Annotated in this window: 14 protein-coding genes; 9 read left to right on the top strand and 5 right to left on the bottom strand. The window is 43.0% G+C overall.

Annotation, left to right across the window (positions count from 1 at the left end; genetic code table 11):
• Positions 1-19 precede the first annotated feature (19 nt).
• The 6 genes from RRG12_RS05880 to RRG12_RS05855 all read left to right on the top strand — a co-directional run bounded on the left by RRG12_RS05880 (position 20) and on the right by RRG12_RS05855 (position 6,418).
• Positions 20-775: a sugar transferase gene (locus RRG12_RS05880; protein ID WP_420758673.1), complete on the top strand. Its 756-nt coding sequence runs from the start codon at positions 20-22 to the stop codon at positions 773-775.
• 781 nt (positions 776-1,556) lie between these two features.
• The gene (gmd, locus tag RRG12_RS05875; RefSeq protein ID WP_420758661.1) at positions 1,557-2,636 is read left to right on the top strand and encodes a GDP-mannose 4,6-dehydratase; all 1,080 of its coding nucleotides are present in this window, start codon (positions 1,557-1,559) and stop codon (positions 2,634-2,636) included.
• 23 nt (positions 2,637-2,659) lie between these two features.
• A complete protein-coding gene (locus tag RRG12_RS05870) occupies positions 2,660-3,604 on the top strand; it encodes a GDP-L-fucose synthase family protein (RefSeq protein WP_069070824.1) in 945 nt (314 codons plus the stop codon).
• Positions 3,605-3,676: 72 nt separating this feature from the next.
• Positions 3,677-4,252 (top strand): 5-formyltetrahydrofolate cyclo-ligase, encoded by a 576-nt coding sequence (locus RRG12_RS05865; RefSeq protein WP_420758660.1) that lies wholly within the window; start codon positions 3,677-3,679, stop codon positions 4,250-4,252.
• Positions 4,253-4,290: 38 nt separating this feature from the next.
• On the top strand, positions 4,291-5,301 hold the full coding sequence (locus RRG12_RS05860) for a catalase family protein (protein ID WP_069070825.1): 1,011 nt from the start codon (positions 4,291-4,293) through the stop codon (positions 5,299-5,301).
• A gap of 280 nt (positions 5,302-5,581) precedes the next feature.
• On the top strand, positions 5,582-6,418 hold the full coding sequence (locus RRG12_RS05855) for a carbohydrate ABC transporter permease (protein ID WP_420758659.1): 837 nt from the start codon (positions 5,582-5,584) through the stop codon (positions 6,416-6,418).
• 94 nt (positions 6,419-6,512) lie between these two features.
• On the opposite strand, the gene RRG12_RS05850 is transcribed toward RRG12_RS05855, so the two are convergent.
• Both RRG12_RS05850 and RRG12_RS05845 read right to left on the bottom strand, forming a co-directional pair.
• Entirely contained in the window at positions 6,513-7,166 is a 654-nt protein-coding gene (locus RRG12_RS05850) for a sugar transferase (RefSeq protein ID WP_069070828.1), read from the bottom strand.
• 699 nt (positions 7,167-7,865) lie between these two features.
• Positions 7,866-11,897: a hypothetical protein gene (locus RRG12_RS05845; protein WP_420758658.1), complete on the bottom strand. Its 4,032-nt coding sequence runs from the start codon at positions 11,895-11,897 to the stop codon at positions 7,866-7,868.
• A gap of 772 nt (positions 11,898-12,669) precedes the next feature.
• Between RRG12_RS05845 and RRG12_RS05840 the strand changes: the two genes are divergently transcribed.
• The 3 genes from RRG12_RS05840 to cobT all read left to right on the top strand — a co-directional run bounded on the left by RRG12_RS05840 (position 12,670) and on the right by cobT (position 15,592).
• Positions 12,670-13,371: a Crp/Fnr family transcriptional regulator gene (locus RRG12_RS05840; protein WP_012409873.1), complete on the top strand. Its 702-nt coding sequence runs from the start codon at positions 12,670-12,672 to the stop codon at positions 13,369-13,371.
• 218 nt (positions 13,372-13,589) lie between these two features.
• The gene (locus RRG12_RS05835; RefSeq protein ID WP_069070830.1) at positions 13,590-14,330 is read left to right on the top strand and encodes a DUF2232 domain-containing protein; all 741 of its coding nucleotides are present in this window, start codon (positions 13,590-13,592) and stop codon (positions 14,328-14,330) included.
• Positions 14,331-14,407: 77 nt separating this feature from the next.
• Positions 14,408-15,592 (top strand): nicotinate mononucleotide-dependent phosphoribosyltransferase CobT, encoded by a 1,185-nt coding sequence (cobT, locus tag RRG12_RS05830; RefSeq protein ID WP_420758657.1) that lies wholly within the window; start codon positions 14,408-14,410, stop codon positions 15,590-15,592.
• 233 nt (positions 15,593-15,825) lie between these two features.
• On the opposite strand, the gene RRG12_RS05825 is transcribed toward cobT, so the two are convergent.
• The 3 genes from RRG12_RS05825 to RRG12_RS05815 all read right to left on the bottom strand — a co-directional run bounded on the left by RRG12_RS05825 (position 15,826) and on the right by RRG12_RS05815 (position 17,763).
• Positions 15,826-16,257, bottom strand: a complete 432-nt coding sequence (locus RRG12_RS05825) for an NUDIX hydrolase (protein WP_420758656.1) — start codon at positions 16,255-16,257, stop codon at positions 15,826-15,828.
• Between the two features lie 8 nt (positions 16,258-16,265).
• Positions 16,266-16,718: a DUF3531 family protein gene (locus RRG12_RS05820; protein ID WP_420758655.1), complete on the bottom strand. Its 453-nt coding sequence runs from the start codon at positions 16,716-16,718 to the stop codon at positions 16,266-16,268.
• 88 nt (positions 16,719-16,806) lie between these two features.
• The gene (locus RRG12_RS05815) at positions 16,807-17,763 is read right to left on the bottom strand and encodes a Sll0314/Alr1548 family TPR repeat-containing protein (protein ID WP_420758654.1); all 957 of its coding nucleotides are present in this window, start codon (positions 17,761-17,763) and stop codon (positions 16,807-16,809) included.
• Positions 17,764-17,780 lie beyond the last annotated feature (17 nt).

The raw sequence follows: 17,780 nt of genomic DNA, 5'->3' as shown, positions 1-17,780 counted from the left end.
TGGATTATTAAGGAGTATGATGACTGCCCAGAGCTCACTCCTCTCCGGCAAGCGAGGCGTAAGGCAAGACACTAGAGCGTCTACGCGTTTCTTAAAACGCGGTCAAAAAACAAACACGCCAAAAGTTAAGCCCAAAGGTTTATCTTTTCAGGGTTTAAACGGAGAGTTTGCGAAACGACTGTTCGATATAGTGTTTTCGCTGTCGGTATTAATTTTGTTCTTCCCCGTCTACTTAATTTTGACCTTGCTGATTGCCTTTAGCTCAGAAGGCCCAATTTTTTATGTCCAGGAACGGGTAGGGAAAAATTACAAAGCGTTTAATTGTATTAAATTCCGAACAATGGTAAGCAATGCGGACGAAATTCTCATGCAAATGATGGAAACATCGCCCGAATTGCGACAAGAATTTGAGAGCAGTTTTAAGCTAAAACAAGACCCCCGAATTACCAAAATTGGTCGATTTTTGCGAATTACTAGCTTAGATGAATTTCCCCAGTTCTGGAACGTTTTAAAAGGGGACATGAGTGTAGTCGGCCCCCGACCTTTGGTAGCAGAAGAACTGCCAAAATACGGTTGTCACATTGATGAGATTTTAACAATCCGTCCAGGAATTACTGGTTTGTGGCAGGTATCTGGGCGTAATGACATTCCCTACCCTCGGAGAGTCCAAATAGACCTGCATTATGTCAAATTTAGGAATTTCTGGCTTGATTTATGGATCATCTTGAAAACTGTTGATGTGGTAATTCTACCCAAAAACAACGGGGCATACTGAGTAACTACTTAGGGCGGATTCTGTGGGGCAGTTAATGCCCCTAAGTACCGATTCTTCCCCTAAGACTAAAGAATTGCTTATCTTTGCTTTCTATAAATTTGTGCTTTTATACTTAACTCAGACTTCTCTAAGCGTGAACCTTTAGCTATTTTGCCCTGATTCGCCTTTTTGCCATAAGTCTAAATTTAACATGCCTATTGTATCGAACAGAATTCAGGAGTCAGAATTCATTCTGAATTCTGTATGACTGGCGGTGCTTCGCAGCGTTAGCAACACTCGTTCCTACCGCTACGCTGCGGACTCGTTTGCCGCCTGATCCTCGACTGATAGCGTACTCTGTAAGAGTTGCAAGCTACGCTTTTAGTGTCTCGTAGAGAAGCGTTAGCGAGTCTTGTCTACGACACACTACGCGAACGAGCGTCTTTATTCTGACTCCTGTTAGCGATAGCGGGGCGTTTAGCCCATTCTGACTCCTGAATTCTTCTTCAATAATTCTTCATAAAACTAGAGATATATGAAGTTTTGACAAAAAAACAACTTACATAAAAATAATCTTTATCTATCTGGTACAAGAAGAAATATACAATAATCCAAAAATCTTGAGCTATTTAGTACTTGGCTTACGTGTCAAATTATTTTTTATTAAGTATATTTATTTACGGAAAAAGTCTTTTAACAACAAGAACTCGTAGTTTCCCATTAGGCAATTCAGCAATTAGTTGCTAGGTTGTATCAGATTAGCTGTAACTTTTTAATCAAAGACAATAAGGGATAATTGAGCATGACGCAACAGAAGCGAGCGTTGATTACTGGTATTACTGGACAAGATGGTTCATATCTAAGTGAGTTTTTACTGGAACAAGGTTATGAGGTTCATGGCATCATTCGCCGGACTTCTACCTTCAACACAGACCGCATCGATCACATTTACGAAGACCCCCACAAAGAGGGAGTGCGGTTGTTTCTTCACTACGGTGACTTGACAGACGGCACGACGTTGCGGCGCATTTTAGAAGAAGTAAAGCCAGTAGAAATTTACAACCTCGGCGCTCAATCCCACGTTAGAGTCAGCTTTGATTCACCAGAATACACAGTAGACGCAGTAGGAATGGGAACATTGCGTCTGTTGGAAGCAATTCGAGACTACCAACATCGTACCGGAATTCAGGTGCGATTTTACCAGGCGGGTTCTTCAGAAATGTACGGTTTAGTACAAGCAATACCTCAAACTGAGACAACGCCCTTTTATCCCCGCAGTCCCTATGCCTGTGCGAAAGTTTACGCTCACTGGCAAACTGTAAATTATCGTGAATCTTATAATTTATTTGCTTGTAACGGCATACTTTTTAACCACGAGTCACCACGGCGGGGTGAAACCTTTGTAACCCGCAAAATTACTAGAGCGGTGGCTGGTATCGTTGCTGGGAAGCAGAAAAAGATTTACATGGGTAATCTAGATGCCAAGCGAGATTGGGGCTATGCAAAGGATTACGTGAAAGCAATGTGGTTGATGTTGCAGAAAGACCAGCCAGACGATTACGTAATTTCGACTGGTGAAACCCACTCAGTGCGTGAGTTTTTGGAACTGGCATTTAGTTATGTGAATCTCAATTGGCAAGATTATGTAGAGTTTGATGAGCGTTACCTCCGTCCATCTGAGGTAGAGTTATTGATTGGCGATTCTACCAAAGCACGCGAGAAGCTAGGCTGGACACCATCAGTAACCTTTGAAGAACTAGTTTCCTTAATGGTAGAAGCAGACTTACAAGCATTGGGCCACACTTCACCCAATGGAAATGGTTCGCAATTTCCAGATGATATTGCGACTATTCGTCAAAAACTAGGCGCTTTGCACTTCTGATTCGGATCACAGAGGATAAAAATATGACAGCCTTAGAACTAAAAAATAAACGCATTCTCGTCACCGGTGGGTCGGGGTTTCTAGGTCGTCAGGTGATAGATCAACTGTGTAAAGCAGGAGCCGATCGCGAGAAAATTACAATACCGCGATCGCGCGATTGCGATCTACGTGTCTGGGAAAATAGCCAACGTGCAGTTGACCAGCAAGACATAATCATCCATCTAGCAGCTCATGTCGGTGGCATCGGTCTGAACCGTGAAAAACCCGCAGAGTTGTTCTACGATAACTTGATCATGGGAACCCAGCTAATTCACGCTGCCTATCAAGCTGGAGTAGAAAAATTTGTTTGTGTTGGCACAATCTGCGCCTATCCTAAATTCACTCCAGTACCATTCAAAGAAGATGATCTTTGGAATGGCTACCCAGAAGAAACCAACGCCCCTTACGGAATTGCAAAAAAAGCACTTTTAGTTCAATTGCAATCTTACCGTCAGCAGTACGGTTTTAATGGGATTTATCTACTGCCAGTCAATTTATATGGCCCAGAAGATAACTTTGACACAGGAAGTTCCCACGTTATTCCAGCATTAGTTCGTAAAGTTCACGAAGCCCAAATTAAAGCGGAAAAACAACTCCCTGTTTGGGGTGATGGTAGTCCCACCCGTGAGTTTCTGTATTCAGAAGATGCAGCGCGAGGGATTGTGATGGGGACTCAATTCTATAACGAATCGGAACCAGTTAACTTGGGAACCGGTTATGAAATCTCCATCCTGGATTTAGTAACTCTAATCTGCGAATTGATGGAGTTTAAGGGGGAAATTGTGTGGCAAACTGACAAGCCTAATGGTCAACCCCGCCGTTGTTTAGATACTGAACGGGCCAAGCAAGCCTTTAATTTCACGGCTCAAGTAAGCTTTGAGGAAGGACTAAAGAATACCATTGAGTGGTATCGTCAACACGCTGTATAACTATGTACTGCTGAATGTAGAGTGATACAAGCTGGGCAATGTCCAGCTTATTTTTTTGGCGATATAAATTTTATGGACAAAGTTAATCATCAACTAAATAAAGCAGAACTGCGTCGCACTCTACTCAAAACACGTCAATCAATGTCCATTGGAGAATGGAGAGAAAAAAGCGATCGCATTAGCTCTCATTTACAAAACTCTACTTTGTTTACCCAAGCAAAAACAATACTTGCTTATTTCAGCTTTCGCCAAGAACCTGACCTCAGTCCCCTATTTGCCAACACCAAATACTGTTGGGGATTTCCTCGCTGCGTTGATAAATCCTTATGTTGGCATATTTGGACACCTGATGATTCTGTCCAAAGCGGCGCTTATGGCATTGCTGAACCACATCCTGACGCTCCAATCTTAGATGCTGCGGAAGTAGATTTGATTCTTGTCCCCAGTGTAGCTTGCGACCATCAAGGATATCGTTTGGGTTATGGCGGCGGATATTACGATCGCTTGCTCAGTTTACCGCAGTGGCAGACAAAGCCGACTATCGGAATTGTCTTTGATTTTGCCTATATCTCCCAAATACTGATTGAACCTTGGGATAAACCACTACAAGCTATTTGTACGGAAACCGGATTGACTCAAAAAGGTTGAAGGATTCAGGATAATGAAGACATCTCATAAAATGTTTTATGACTAACCCAACGTCATCTACCACTGAGCAAGAAGCAATAATCGACGATATTATCGCAACGAGCCTCCAAGCTCAACAAAAAAATGGCCCAGACCTCCGCCAAATTCATAGCAAAAGTCATGGACTCCTTTGGGGAGAGTTTATTATTGAACCCAATCTTCCTGAAGACCTGAGAGTAGGTTTGTTCAAAACGCCCCAAACCTACCCTGTGTGGATTCGTTTCTCTAGCGGTGGTTCACCTCAAAAGCGTGGGAAATTCCACTCCGATAGCCAGCCTGATGTTCGTGGTATCGCCATCAAGGTGATGAATGTGGACGGGCAAAAAGTCTTGGATGATGAAGAAAAAACTCAAGATTTTATACTTAACAATTATCCGATTTTCTTGACTAAAGACGTTCGTGATTATGCCGATCTTTCTCAAGCAGGTAGTGGAAAACTTAGCCCAGAAAGGCTGGAAGAACTTGGTTACGCCTTTGCTATCTTGCAAAAAATTGGCAGCCACAAGGTAGGAAATCCACTTTTGATTCAATATTGGAGTATGGCTCCCTTTAAGTTTGGCGAACGGATTGTAAAATTGTCTGTCAAATCTCAACAGCCTGAACAACCACCAGAAACACTTCCAGAATCAGAAAATTACCTTCGAGAAACGCTGGTAAAATATTTGACTGAAGAAGGAAGAGAAGCGTCTTTTGACTTCCTAATTCAGTTTTATGTAGACGATGAAAAAACGCCAATTGAAGACCATGTTAAAGAATGGCAAGAAGCAGATTCACCATTTATTAAAGTTGCAACTGTCCGCATTCCCAGCCAGAAGTTTGACTTTGAAGAACGCAAACGTTTAGATGAGGGTTCGCTATTTTCCCCTTGGCATACACTGCTAGAACATGAGCCTGTTGGAAGTGTGAACCTCTCTCGCAAGAGGCTTTACAGCGAACTTGCAAAGTATCGACGAGAAGAAATTGCCCAACGTTCGCGGGAACCAAAACCTTATGTCGCGGTTGAAGATTAACTATTGTGAATTTGCTTCAAACTGTAAGAGGTTGTTTGGAAAGTGTGTGTACAAAATCAGACTTTCTAGCAATTAAATCTAATTAGTAAAAATTGAAATACCAAGATTACCGACTTTTAAAATAAGTCAGTAATCTTGGTTTAATGAATAAAGAATTGTATAACTGCTGTAGATCGTTAAACTAGAGCTAGATATACCTTAAATATTTTTCAAAATAAACAACAACTAGCGTGAGTGTTTACATTCCTGTTGAATTACAAAATAAAATTTGCAAAATCAAATGCTGAACTGGAAAAAATCACGATCGCAAATTCTGCTAATGTATGCGCTGTTGGGAGCGATCGCACTTTTGATGCTCTTTCCTTTACTATGGCTAATTAGCACATCCTTAAAATCGCCCACGGAAAATATTTTTCAGTCGCCGCCACAGTTGCTACCCAGTCAACCAACACTAGATAACTTCTCTAGTGTGTGGAACTCTCTACCTTTTGGACAATATCTGTATAACAGTACTTTGGTGTCAGTGCTGACTGTGGGCTTAAATCTGCTGTTTTGCGCTTTAGCTGCCTATCCGTTGGCAAGATTGTCCTTTGTCGGGCGAGACTGGATTTTTGTGGCGATCGTCTCTACGATTATGATTCCCTTCCAAATCGTGATGATTCCCCTCTATATTTTGACAGTCCAGTTAGGTTTGAGAAATACTTATTTAGGGATGATTTTTCCGAGTTTAGCTTCTGCCTTTGGCATTTTTTTGTTGCGCCAAGCTTTCATGAGTGTCCCCAAAGAAATAGAAGAAGCCGCCAGGATGGATGGCAGCTCAGAGTTAGGATTATGGTGGCATATTATGTTACCAGCAGTTCGCCCTGCACTAGTAACTTTAGCTATTTTCGTATTCATTGGTGCTTGGAGTGACTTTTTGTGGCCTTTAATTGTCATCCAAGACGAAAGTTTATACACTCTTCCTTTGGGCGTCGCGAAGCTAGCAGGGACATTTTCCCTTGATTGGCGGTTGGTAGCTGCTGGCTCAGTAATTGCGATCGCCCCAGTCTTGTTACTATTTCTGTTTTTACAACGTTACATTGTACCCACGGAAACTGGTAGCGGCGTCAAGGGTTGAAGGGGGCAGGAGGCAAGAGGCAGGAGGCAGGGGGCAGGAGGCAGGGGGCAGGGGAGGAAAACTATTGATTATTGCCCAATCCCCAATCCCCAATTCAATAAGCACCAGTCTTTTTAAATACCACCCAAATAGTTTTAACAATCAGACTCAGGTCATAAGTTACAGACCACTTGCGCTGATAATCTATATCCATCTTGACAATGGTTTCAAAGTCTGTAATGCTGGAACGTCCATTAGCCTGCCATTCTCCGGTAATGCCTGGTTTGACTCGCAATCTATCCCAGTGGTGTGGATCGTAATGGTTAACTTCATCAAGAGTCGGTGGACGAGTACCAACTAAACTCATGTCCCCTAGCAAAACATTCCAAAATTGGGGTAACTCGTCCAAGCTAGTACGCCGCAAAAATTTACCCACAGGAGTAATGCGAGGATCGTCAACAGATTTAAAGATGTGACCTTTAGCTTGGTTTTCAACCAAATGCTTGAGTTTATCGGCATCGACGATCATGGAACGGAATTTCCAAATGCGGAAAGTTTTTCCGTTTAAACCACACCGAATTTGGGAATAGAATATTGGACTTGGCTCATGAATAAAGGTAGCAATTGCTACAGGAATTGCTACCATAAATGTAATAATCAGCCCTACAATGGCTCCAACAATGTCAATTAATCGTTTTCTCACACTTAAAGTTGAAGGGTGTGAAGGCTGTTGCGAACAATTAACTGAATAAAGATAAAGATTATTCACGAGGGCTAACTTATTTTATAACAGGAATTTTTGCATCAGTAGTGTAGACATAAGACATAATTTTTAGGCGATTTTTACTACTGTTGGTTGTCGCCACTACTGAGTGTTAATATACACAAATTTTAACCAATAAAAAAACCAAAAACCCAAAATTTACAGAATCTTTCAATTAAAGTGATAGATTGTAAATCTACAATATTTTTTCCATCCAATAAAAAAGATCCTACTACGGTACACATCCAAAAAGTTACTTTCTTGAAGTACTAGTAGCACTTTGCAAAACTCCAAATGCTTATGAAGTAAGCATTTGGAGTTTTGAGCCGATACGTATCATTTTTGATGAAAAACTCCACCCATAAGGAGTTGAAGAAGAATTCAGAAGTCAGAATTCAGGAGTCAGAATCAATGTTCGCCCTAGGATTCAGACCCCAACGAAAAAGTAGACACCGTACAGACGATAGCGCCGACGGCAAGCGACGCAGGAGCGTCTGGGGTTTTAAACCCGTTTATTCATCCACTCTTTCGTTCAGAATTCAATTCTGAATTCTGGCTCCTGACTCCTGAATTCTGTTTGATAAAGTTTTTGGACATGGGGAATGGGGCATGGGAAAGAAGTTACTAATGCCCAATGTCCAATACCCCAAGCGACGGGGCGACTATCCCTATCCACCCACAAGAGGATGGAGTTTTCCGTCGCTTTCAATGAACCTCTAAGGCAAAATTCACTGTGTATGGTTCCTCCAGTGATTGCTGATTACTAGCCTTGATTGCATCTAGATAGCGACGCAAAGACAACAGTTGTTGGGAATTGGGACGATAAGTGAGACTCCCTTGTTTTTCAAAAAGTGGTGCTGTGGCGATCGCCTGATAGTCAGGATTTTCTTGCGAACTCTGGGTGAGCCAGGTTGATTCTGTGACTGAAGGTATCAAACCGGAAGGCAATTCACCTTCCAAAAAAGCCAGCAAGCGTTGCTGACAAGTGCGAGTATTAATCCCACGACCCTCAAATAACTGGATAACTTCACCGAAAGATAAGGATCGCTCTGGTAGCAACCGTAGCAATTCTGTAAACAAGAAATAATCAGTGTATTGTTGCCTGGGTATATCTAATATTTGGGGATGCAGAGGCAGCATCGCCAAACCATAAGCAACCCGACTGCAATTAGGAGCGCCGTTTTCGCCGAGATATAAATCTTGCATAATCTTGGCACTGGGGAGTTTTTGCCGTAGCCAACGGTTCACCGTCCCGACACAAGCCACTCCACCAGTCAGGATCGCTTGATTAATGGATTCTGTAGGGATGCCACGAGCTACCAATAACTTGTTGAGTTCTCGATTCAGGCGGCGCACAAAGGGGATAAATACCTGGCTTTCTAAGTCTCGTCGCTGCAAAATCCACCGTTGATCGGCTAATTCCAGGGTAAAAGAGTCTTGGTGTTGCAAAATCAGCTTTAAGGCTAATGCCGCATCTAATACCGCCTGTCCCAGTAGAGAACTTTCTAGACGCTGCTGGAGGCGAATTCGAGCGGTGATATCTGGTTCTCCGACTCTGGGTAGTTCTAATTCTTCCAACCCTAAAGTCTGCCAACGCATTTGGTCTAAACCAGGAATTGAGGGTTGCCATTGCCAAGGATTACTGGTAGTAGTTTTGCGGCTTGGTGTTTCTGAGCGTGATTGCCGAGATTTCGGTGGCAATAGCAGTTGGCAAATAATATCTTGCTCAATTCCCTTGCCAGCATAAGCAAAACTGTGGAGCATGAAATCATTGTATGTCAATTGCTGCAAGCTTTCTGGTACATTCACCAGCAACATTTCTGTGGCAGTTGTCCCAATGTTAATCACAAGGGTGTTGCCAACAATGGGATGTTCGCTGGTTTTTGCTGGATGAGAACCTTGAGCATCGCTTAATTTTATTTGCTCACCGTTAGCAGCATCGAGTTCCGGGAGTAAACTAGCGATCGCTTCTTCGACAAAAAAGACTTGCTGTGGATGTTGAATGAGTTTGCTAGTGAGTAAAGCTTCCCGCACGTTAAAGCGGTATTGTTCCGAGCAGCTAGATGGACAGGTGCAAATTACACCAGCAATATTATTGATAATCTTGGGAAAATTTTGTTCGCTGATTCCAACAGCAGCAGCCATTAAACTAGGGGTAGTACAAGTTTTTTCGGATTTGAGGGTTAATAGTAGCTTAGAGAGCGATCGCACAACCCAAATCAAAGGCCCTGCGGAAAATTCATTTAATTGCAAAACAGGTTCCCATTTCTGTCGTTCACTCTTGTAGGGAATGGCTACTTGTAAATAGGGCTTCAACTGCGCCGAGTAGAGATTATTTGTCGTCGAATCTGCTGTTGCTCTCGGTGTTGCAGGAGTGGTAGCCGAGCGATCGGGCACTTTATCTTGGGCAACAGCCGCAGGTGCCGATTGCTCATGTGTTTCTACACTTTCGTTTTCACCGTGAGGGATAGAAGCTGTAGGCAGATAAACCTCTGTTGGTAAACGAAACGATTCCTGGAAGGAACTTGTTCCCGGCGGATTTTCTGCTGACCAATAGATAGGATGTACAACAAAAGTCGAGCGATTTAACAATGCGGCAGAAATTCCTGTTGTACCTAAATCAATTCCTAAATACCAGACTGATTCTAGAACATTGGGCGAAACTTCTGGATTATTTATGGAGTTGGAAATTGATGGTAAAGAACTTTCTTGAACAGGAGTTGTGACTTCCTTTTTTTTTTCAGTTTCTATTAGGGGAACTGCCAAACTGGGTAAAGCAGCAGTTGAGGTATTCTCTACTGCTTGAAGATTTTCAGAGGAAGTTGTGGGGATTGTGTCTTGAATGTTATCAAGTAGTTCCGAGAAAAGATCCAGGTTAGTAGCTGGCTGCAACTCAGAATTTAGCTGCTGATCAAAATTAGCCAAATCCCGATCTAATTGCTGCAACTGTTCTGCATCTAAAGAAATATCAGGTACGGCTGGAGCCTGGTTTGACTCAATAGAAAGCAAGTTTTCTTGGGGTGAAGCAGCGATGTAGTTATCTGAAGAAGGTTCTGGCTGATCATCGGGAATTAATGCTTCCGATGTGGCAATATCTTCTCTGCGATCGCCCGGCGTGTCGTAGACAGACACGAAGCTAACAGTAGGCTTTGGCAACTCAATTTCTGTTACTTCAGGAGTAACTGATGCTGTAATTGTGGTATCCTCCACAGAAGATGATACTTCCAGCAGTTGTTGCTCACTATCAGTATCAGGCAATAGGTCAGTTAGGGTATTAATTGTATCAACACTAGCTGGCTGAGTGTCGAGTTGCACCGGGAAACTGTCTGTTTGTGGGGTAGAGAAGCTAAGAGGCGAGTCTAGGTTAGTCTCCTCTTCAAAAAATAGTTCTTCCTGTGGTTCTGATGAATCTGTGGTTTCTCCTAAAGTCTCTTGGGTTGAAAGACTCGTCTCTGGTGTCACAACCGTAGAATCAACAGTTTGAGGAACAGGTAGAGCCTCAGCAATATTCAACGGTGATGGAGAGGCTGTAGAAGCAGATAAGTCATTTGTGGCAATATCGAGGGTTGAATTATTAACATCACCAACGCCAAATAAACTAGCGTAAAGTTGGTCTACTTCATCACCAATTAATGCAGAAATATCTTGCGATAATTCGGTCGTGGTTTCAGAAGATTCAGAAGAATCTAAACCAAGCTGCAACAGCACTGCATCTAAATCTTCTGTGAGGGTAGTCTCCTGTTCCTCAGAATTAAGAATGAGTGGAGATGAAGTTTCTGGCTGTATAAGCTCCAAAGATTGGGGCGTAACTTCAGCAGCGATCGCAGTTGGTTCAACTAATGATGCTGGTGAAGATAGTGTTTCAGATTCTCCCCTCAAGAAAGATGGCTGGGAACTAGGGGATTCTTGCTGCAAATGCTGGGTCAAATTATTGAGAAAGCTGGCCATCAGCTGTTCGCCTTGCATCCCCTTGCTATGCATTCTTGCTAATGCTTGCGACAGGGATTCGTAATAAGTATTAATGTTGCGCTGTAGTGCCTCAAAGACTACATTCACCGTCCCATCTAAGGATAATAGGCGTTGATCCAACTCCCTGGCTAGATGGGTTAACCGCTCCACACTGTCTGGTGATTCTAAAAAAGTTTGACTTGCAGAGTTTGTGTGATTAGGTGCTCTTGAAGAACTGGCGGAATTTTCCCCCGTCTGTCCTACCAGTGGCGTTAAAGTTGGCACAAGACGACTCATGAGTACCTGTAAAAACTCGGTAATCATCTGCTCCTGGTTTGTCAACTGTTGCGCTAGGGAGTAGTTTTGCAAACGTTTTTGTTCTAACTGTCGAATTTCCTGTATGAGAGTGGCTCGCTCTTGCAAAAGCGATTCTAATTCCGATCGCAACGGCTGAATCAATCTCGAAAATTCATTTTTTAATTGTCCGGCGCCAACACTATTCTGTTCTTGACTGGGTTCAATCTGCGGTAGTGGATACTGATTATAATCACGATCAATAAATTTTGTTAACAAAGGCGAACGCGATTCTTCAGAAGACTGATTTGGGATGCCGCTCTCTAATGCTTCTTTTTCTTGCAACTTCACCAAGAAGTCCCGAATTCTTTCTAAAACTTCTTTAGGCTCTTGCGCCTGACCAGAAAGAAATCTAGACAGGCGCTTGCCACCGCTGGCAAGCAAGTTGTCAATGTCTGCAATCAACTTTTGAATTTCATCTGCACTGGAAGTCACTTTTGTCACCTTACGTAGAAAATTATGTCAACTAATGTGACAATTACAAAAAAGGCAGGAGGCAGAAGGCAGGAGGTTAGGAGTATCAATTGAAACTAAAGTTTCACTCTTCTAAAGCCCAGTTTATAAAAAGAATGATACCGAGATGCACAGGGCGAGGTATAAAGCATCCTTATTTCAATCTCACGTTTTTAAACGTGGGTTCCTCCTGCCTCCTGCCTTGTCTACGACACGCTGCGCGAACGACCTCCTGCCTCCTGAATTTACAATCACCGTAATCCTGTGGGGATCTTGCTATACGCAGCATCAACCATAGGAAAAATTTTGAGTGGACAAAGCCACTACTTGAACTTGTGACTGTCATTATGTTATGGATTACTGGGAGTCGTGGCAATATTCAGTCAGCGTTTGTGGGAGAAGCTTAGTTTTGCAGGTCAAGTGGTTGCCTATTTTTGCAAATCGCTAAAATACCTGAGCAATAATTTACTCCCTTTAGTATCATTGATGTTGTTTGCCTATATTCTTAACTAATTAAGTTTGCAGTGCAGCTAGCCCCTAAGCAATACAACCGCCGGCTATAAACTACTTTTTGCAAAACTTTTGTCCTGTTTAAACTTATAGGTAAAGATTATTTAGAAAAACGTTTTTGTCGCTTTCTTATGTAGCATAGTTTAGTTTTCTCTTGGAAAGGGAGCTGTGCAATGATGGCTTAGGCTAAAAATGGCGCTCTTGTTTGTTGTGTGTATATAGCAGCTTCAATAAAAATGTGGTAATGGAAGACCGATATAGCTTGCAAGCACAGGCTAATCCCTGGATGATCACCTCCGCTCCCTTTTTTCAAGGGTTGCCAGAACCCGCTGTGGAATCAGCCCTTATCCATCTTGTCACCCGTACTCACCCAGCCAATCAGGTAATTCTGCTGGAAAATGACTGGGGCGGTTCTGTGTATTTTATTATGGATGGATGGGTAAAAATTCGCACCTACAATCTGGAAGGAAAAGAGGTAACACTGAATATTCTTGGCAAAGGGGAATTATTTGGTGAAATGGCGGCGTTAGATGAAGTACCTCGTTCCACAGATGTGATTACCTTAGCCCCGACGGTAATTGGCAGTATGCCTGCTCAGGATTTTGTCAAATTACTTCAAATAGAACCCTTGGCGGGAGTTAGATTGGCGCAACTCATGGCACGACGATTGCGGCAAGTAAATCGCCGATTGCGGTTGCGCGAATCTGATAGCCAGTCACGGGTAGCAGATACATTGCTATTTTTGGCAGAAGGACAGGGAAAAAAAGGGCAGACAGGAACCGAAATACCCAATTTACCTCATCGGGAATTGAGTAGTTTGAGCGGACTGGCGCGGGAAACAGTAACACGAGTGTTGACAAGGCTAGAAAAAAAAGGCTTGATTAAACGGGATCAAGATACTATTTGTATTCCCGATTTGTCAGCCTTAGAAAGAATGATAGTTTAACCGATCGCGCCCAAGATTCCTCAACTTCTCTACGAGACGCTACGCGAACAGCTAAGAAAAGTTGGCGATGAATGGGCGCTCTGGGACTGGGCACTGGGTACTGGGGAGAAATTATGAGTAAGATTTGGTTGGGCTATGAATCCCCATATAAATCTTCCCAATCCCCAGTAAAACCAGTCCCCATTGCCCCTAATCCCCAGTTTAAGAACTTGTCAGATATGAGTATTTTAGATTCTCTGCCAGATGAGCCGGAGAAAGATCCATCGCCTGAATCTCCAACTCCTCAGAATCATTGGTTAGACAAAGAACAGCAGTTAATGCCTCCTCAAATCAAGGCTGTTGCGCCCTTAAGGATGGTGGAAACGGCGTTTTTAGCCAGTACCGCTAGCCTAATTTGGTTTATTAATTTCTACTTTCCCTTGGGCCCTGTTTTGCGGATATTTTTTCCGGTGCCGATCGCTCTAGTTTATCTGCGTTGGGGCAAACGTGCAGCCTGGATGGCAGCACTCACTTCTGGGTTACTGCTGACAGTATTGATGGGGCCAGCCCGCAGTTTGCTGTTTGTCATGCCCTACGGGTTTATGGGCGTGCTTTTGGGAGCAACGTGGTATCGTCGTCGTGTTCCCTGGATTGTTTCTATCACCTTGGGTACGCTGTTGGGTACTTTGGGAGTTTTTTTTCGGCTGTGGTTGCTTTCTATATTGTCGGGTGAAGACCTGTGGATTTATGTGATTACCCAAGTGACTGAGTTCATTGAGTGGGTATTTTTGAAGCTGAGTTTGTTGGTGAGTCCCAGCGTATTTTTGATTCAAGTGGGAGCGATCGCTTTAATTCTACTCAACAACTTTATCTACCTTTTTGTGGTACACCTAGCAGCATGGTTCCTTTTTGACCGTCTGGGTAACCCCATTCCCCGCCCACCACGCTGGGTACAAGTCCTCATGGATTATGAGGTATAGTCATTTGTCATTTGTCATTTGTCATTAGTTTTTGGTTAAATGATGAGTCCTAACTAATCAGCAATGCCCAATGCCCAATGCCCAATTCCCAAATTCGTATTTATACCCAAAAAGAACAGGGTGAAGAATGGCTACGACGATATCGTGGCTGTCTACCCGTATTTGCTTGTGTTTTAGGATTTACTGAAACTGGTTTAATTCCGGGAATTTCGGCGGCTGGCCGCACTCCAGAGGATCGGAAATATACTGCTTGTGCAGATGCCGAATTTTTGTATTATGGCCCGGAACATAAAGCCCAATATCCCTTACCGCCATTAGCGGCTGGGGCTTCACCTGTGCTGATTTCTCGCGCTGTCTTTGAATCACTAAAGATACCAGTTCATTTATTTAATGCTGGTTTACCTCAGCCTCCTGCTGTGCCAGTAATTGATTTGGGTGGCGCTCCTGCTAAGTGTTTAAGTGGAGGTGCTGCGATGGAAATCACAACGGTACACCACTTGTTTGAACAAGGGCTACTTTGGGGAGAACGCCTTGCTGCCAATATCCAACAGGGGTATCTGATTGTCGGTGAATGTGTCGTTGGAGGCACTACAACTGCCCTGGCAATCTTAACTGGTTTAGGTATAGATGCTGCCGGAAAAGTTAACAGTAGCCACCCTGTTTGTAACCACGCACAAAAATTTGCATTAGTGCAAGCTGGGTTAGAGAAGATGAAGGGGAGCAGGGAGCAGGGAGCAGGGGGAGAAAATTTTACTTTGTCCTTATCTTCCCCTGTTAACCCGTTGGAACTTGTTGCTGCTGTGGGTGATCCCATGCAAGTGGTGGTAGCTGGGATGGCGATCGCAGCTAGTCGTAGTTGTGGTGTAATGCTTGCTGGTGGGACGCAAATGCTGGCGGTTTATGCGCTCATCAGTGCGATCGCTCAAGCTTACGCCTTATCATGGCAACCAGAAGCAGTAGTTGTGGGCACAACCCGCTGGGTAGCAGAAGACCCCACTGGCGCTACAGTTGACTTAGCCCTCAACTTAGGAAAAAGCAGCTTAACTCAGAGTGGAATAACCCCTCCTCTATTGGGAACTTATCTGAGCTTTGCTAATTCTCGTTATCCCCAACTGAGAGCTTATGAGCAGGGCTTTGTGAAAGAAGGTATGGGTGCTGGAGCCGCTTGTATAGCCGCCCATCTTAGCCAAGATTGGCAGCAACCTCAACTTTTGGCAGCTATTGAAGCCCAACTTGAACGACTAAGTACAGCATTTCATTAGGACTTCCAAATACAAAAATACTCAATTATTTCTGCTATTGAGAGCGATCGCACCCTAATAACCCCAATGCACCCTAATACTTGTCCGTTAAGGGAAAAAGGGGAAGGAAAAAACCTTTAACCTTTACCCTTTAACCTTTTCCCAAACCAAATTCTAAGTTTAAAATGCAAAACCCGAATAGTATTGCAATGCACTCAATCAGACGAGAGTGCAACCAGAGATAATTTGATTATTTATAAATATTCAAAAAATACTTCAGGTACTAATCTTAATTCTCCAGATTGAAAGCGAGAGATATCTATCCATAAAGCTCTATGCTTATGATTTTGTGATTCTGAAAAAATTAAACTTTCCAGTTGATAAAATTTTGAATCAGCAAAGTCACATTGATAAAGCTGAATAATTTCATGACCTTGCCTACCATTAAATGTAAACAAGTTCTCTATACAACCTAGATATTTAATATTCGTTAAGTCTGCCTGAATTTCCTCTTGAAACTCCCGTTTTAAAGCGTCGTGGCTGGTTTCACCAAATTCAACCCCACCGCCCAAAGCACGATAAAATGTTTCTTGCTTGACGGGATCGTAGCCTTCAGAAAGAAATATGCGTTCGCCATCCCGAATTAGTCCCAAGGCTATTACCCGAATTTCGCCTGATTTATTCATTTTTGTAACTAATTATCGTAAATAGACTGAGGACGACTTTCGCTATCCTCAATCGGCCAATCTGGATTTTCGCCGCCGATGTACAATTCTTGAATAGTGACATATTCCTGACTTAGCTGAGTGAGGGCATTGATTAAAATATCTAGAGCGATCGCATCACTGGTTCCTAAGTCAAACCAACAACGCCCCCACTGGCCCTCATATTCAAACTCACCGATATTATGCATCAGTGCTAGCAGACTTTTGTCATATCCTTGTTCATCATAATTCATGTAGCTGATATCGAGTCCAGTGTCCTGCACCTGAAGATTCTCGGCATTAAATGCACCCAATTTACCTAGATAAAACCAGGAATTGAAAACTTCTTCTACATATTGCTTTTCACGCGCAGAAGGATTTGTGCTGAATTTTAGCCAAATCCACATATCAAAAGGATTAATTTCGCGGAACTGAATCTCCATTTTGGTCTAATATCTCAATTACTCTTCTGGAAATAAGCATATCAAAGTAAGGAGTGGGGAATGGGGAATGGGGAATTGGGAATGGCAGTTAAGGACTCTTCAAGCTAACAGCACTGCTGCGTTCACGCTCAATTTGTTTAACTAAATCACCTGGGAGTTGAGATTTTTTAGTCAATGCTTTGTCAAAATTAGCGATCGCTTCTTGGATCATCTGTTGGCTTTTTTCTTTTCGCCCCAATTGTTTAAGGATTTGGGCTTTGAGATAATAAATTTCTGGGTTATCGGATGTGGTTTTAATCGCTCGGTTAACATACTCTAGTGCCTGTGGATACCGTTTTAAATCTCGGTAAGCAAGGGCAACACCCCGATCCACTAGATACTGAGGAGCAGCATTTTGTTCTAAACGTCTAATTGCCTGATCTGGGCTAGCAAAAGGCAAATTAACCGCTAACAGTAAATCCATATAGCCTTTGATTAAATTCAGTTCTGGATCGTTGGCAGAAATTGCTTCGGCTTTGTCTAAATATTCATAAACTTGTCGCAACCGACTAAAAGCTTGCGGTACACCATTTACAGTACCTTCACGGGTGAGAACTACTGCACCCTCTAAAAAATGACCTACAGCAGTGTATAAATTACCACGCAATGGATCGCTAGAAATCAGTTTTTGTCCGTTTTCTAGAGTTTTCTGACTATAAGTGCCTAGTTTAGCCCAATCTTTATTTCCGTATGCTAAAGATGCTTTCATCGCATAAGCTAGAGGTTCATTTGGCTCTTTGGATACTGCTTGTTCCAGATAACGCTCTGCGGCCGGATAGTTGCCCTGTTGGAAAATCGCTTTAAAAGCTGCTTCTGTTTGGTCGCCAATTTGATGAGGTTCGCGATCGCGAAACGGATCGCCAGCCAGGGAGGAATTTACCCCCAAATTAAGTGCGATTGCCCAAGGGGCAACGCCAAAGGCGATCGCAGCAGCAAAAGCAGTCTGAGTAAGGGTAGTGAATTTAGCAGACACTACTAATTGAGGCAAAGAAAACCTTTTAGTCATTTTAACCCTTAGAATAA

Source organism: Nostoc sp. CALU 546 (assembly GCF_048836525.1).
The sequence above is the reverse complement of the archived record's forward strand: the minus strand, read 5'-3'. Positions and strand labels throughout refer to the sequence as shown.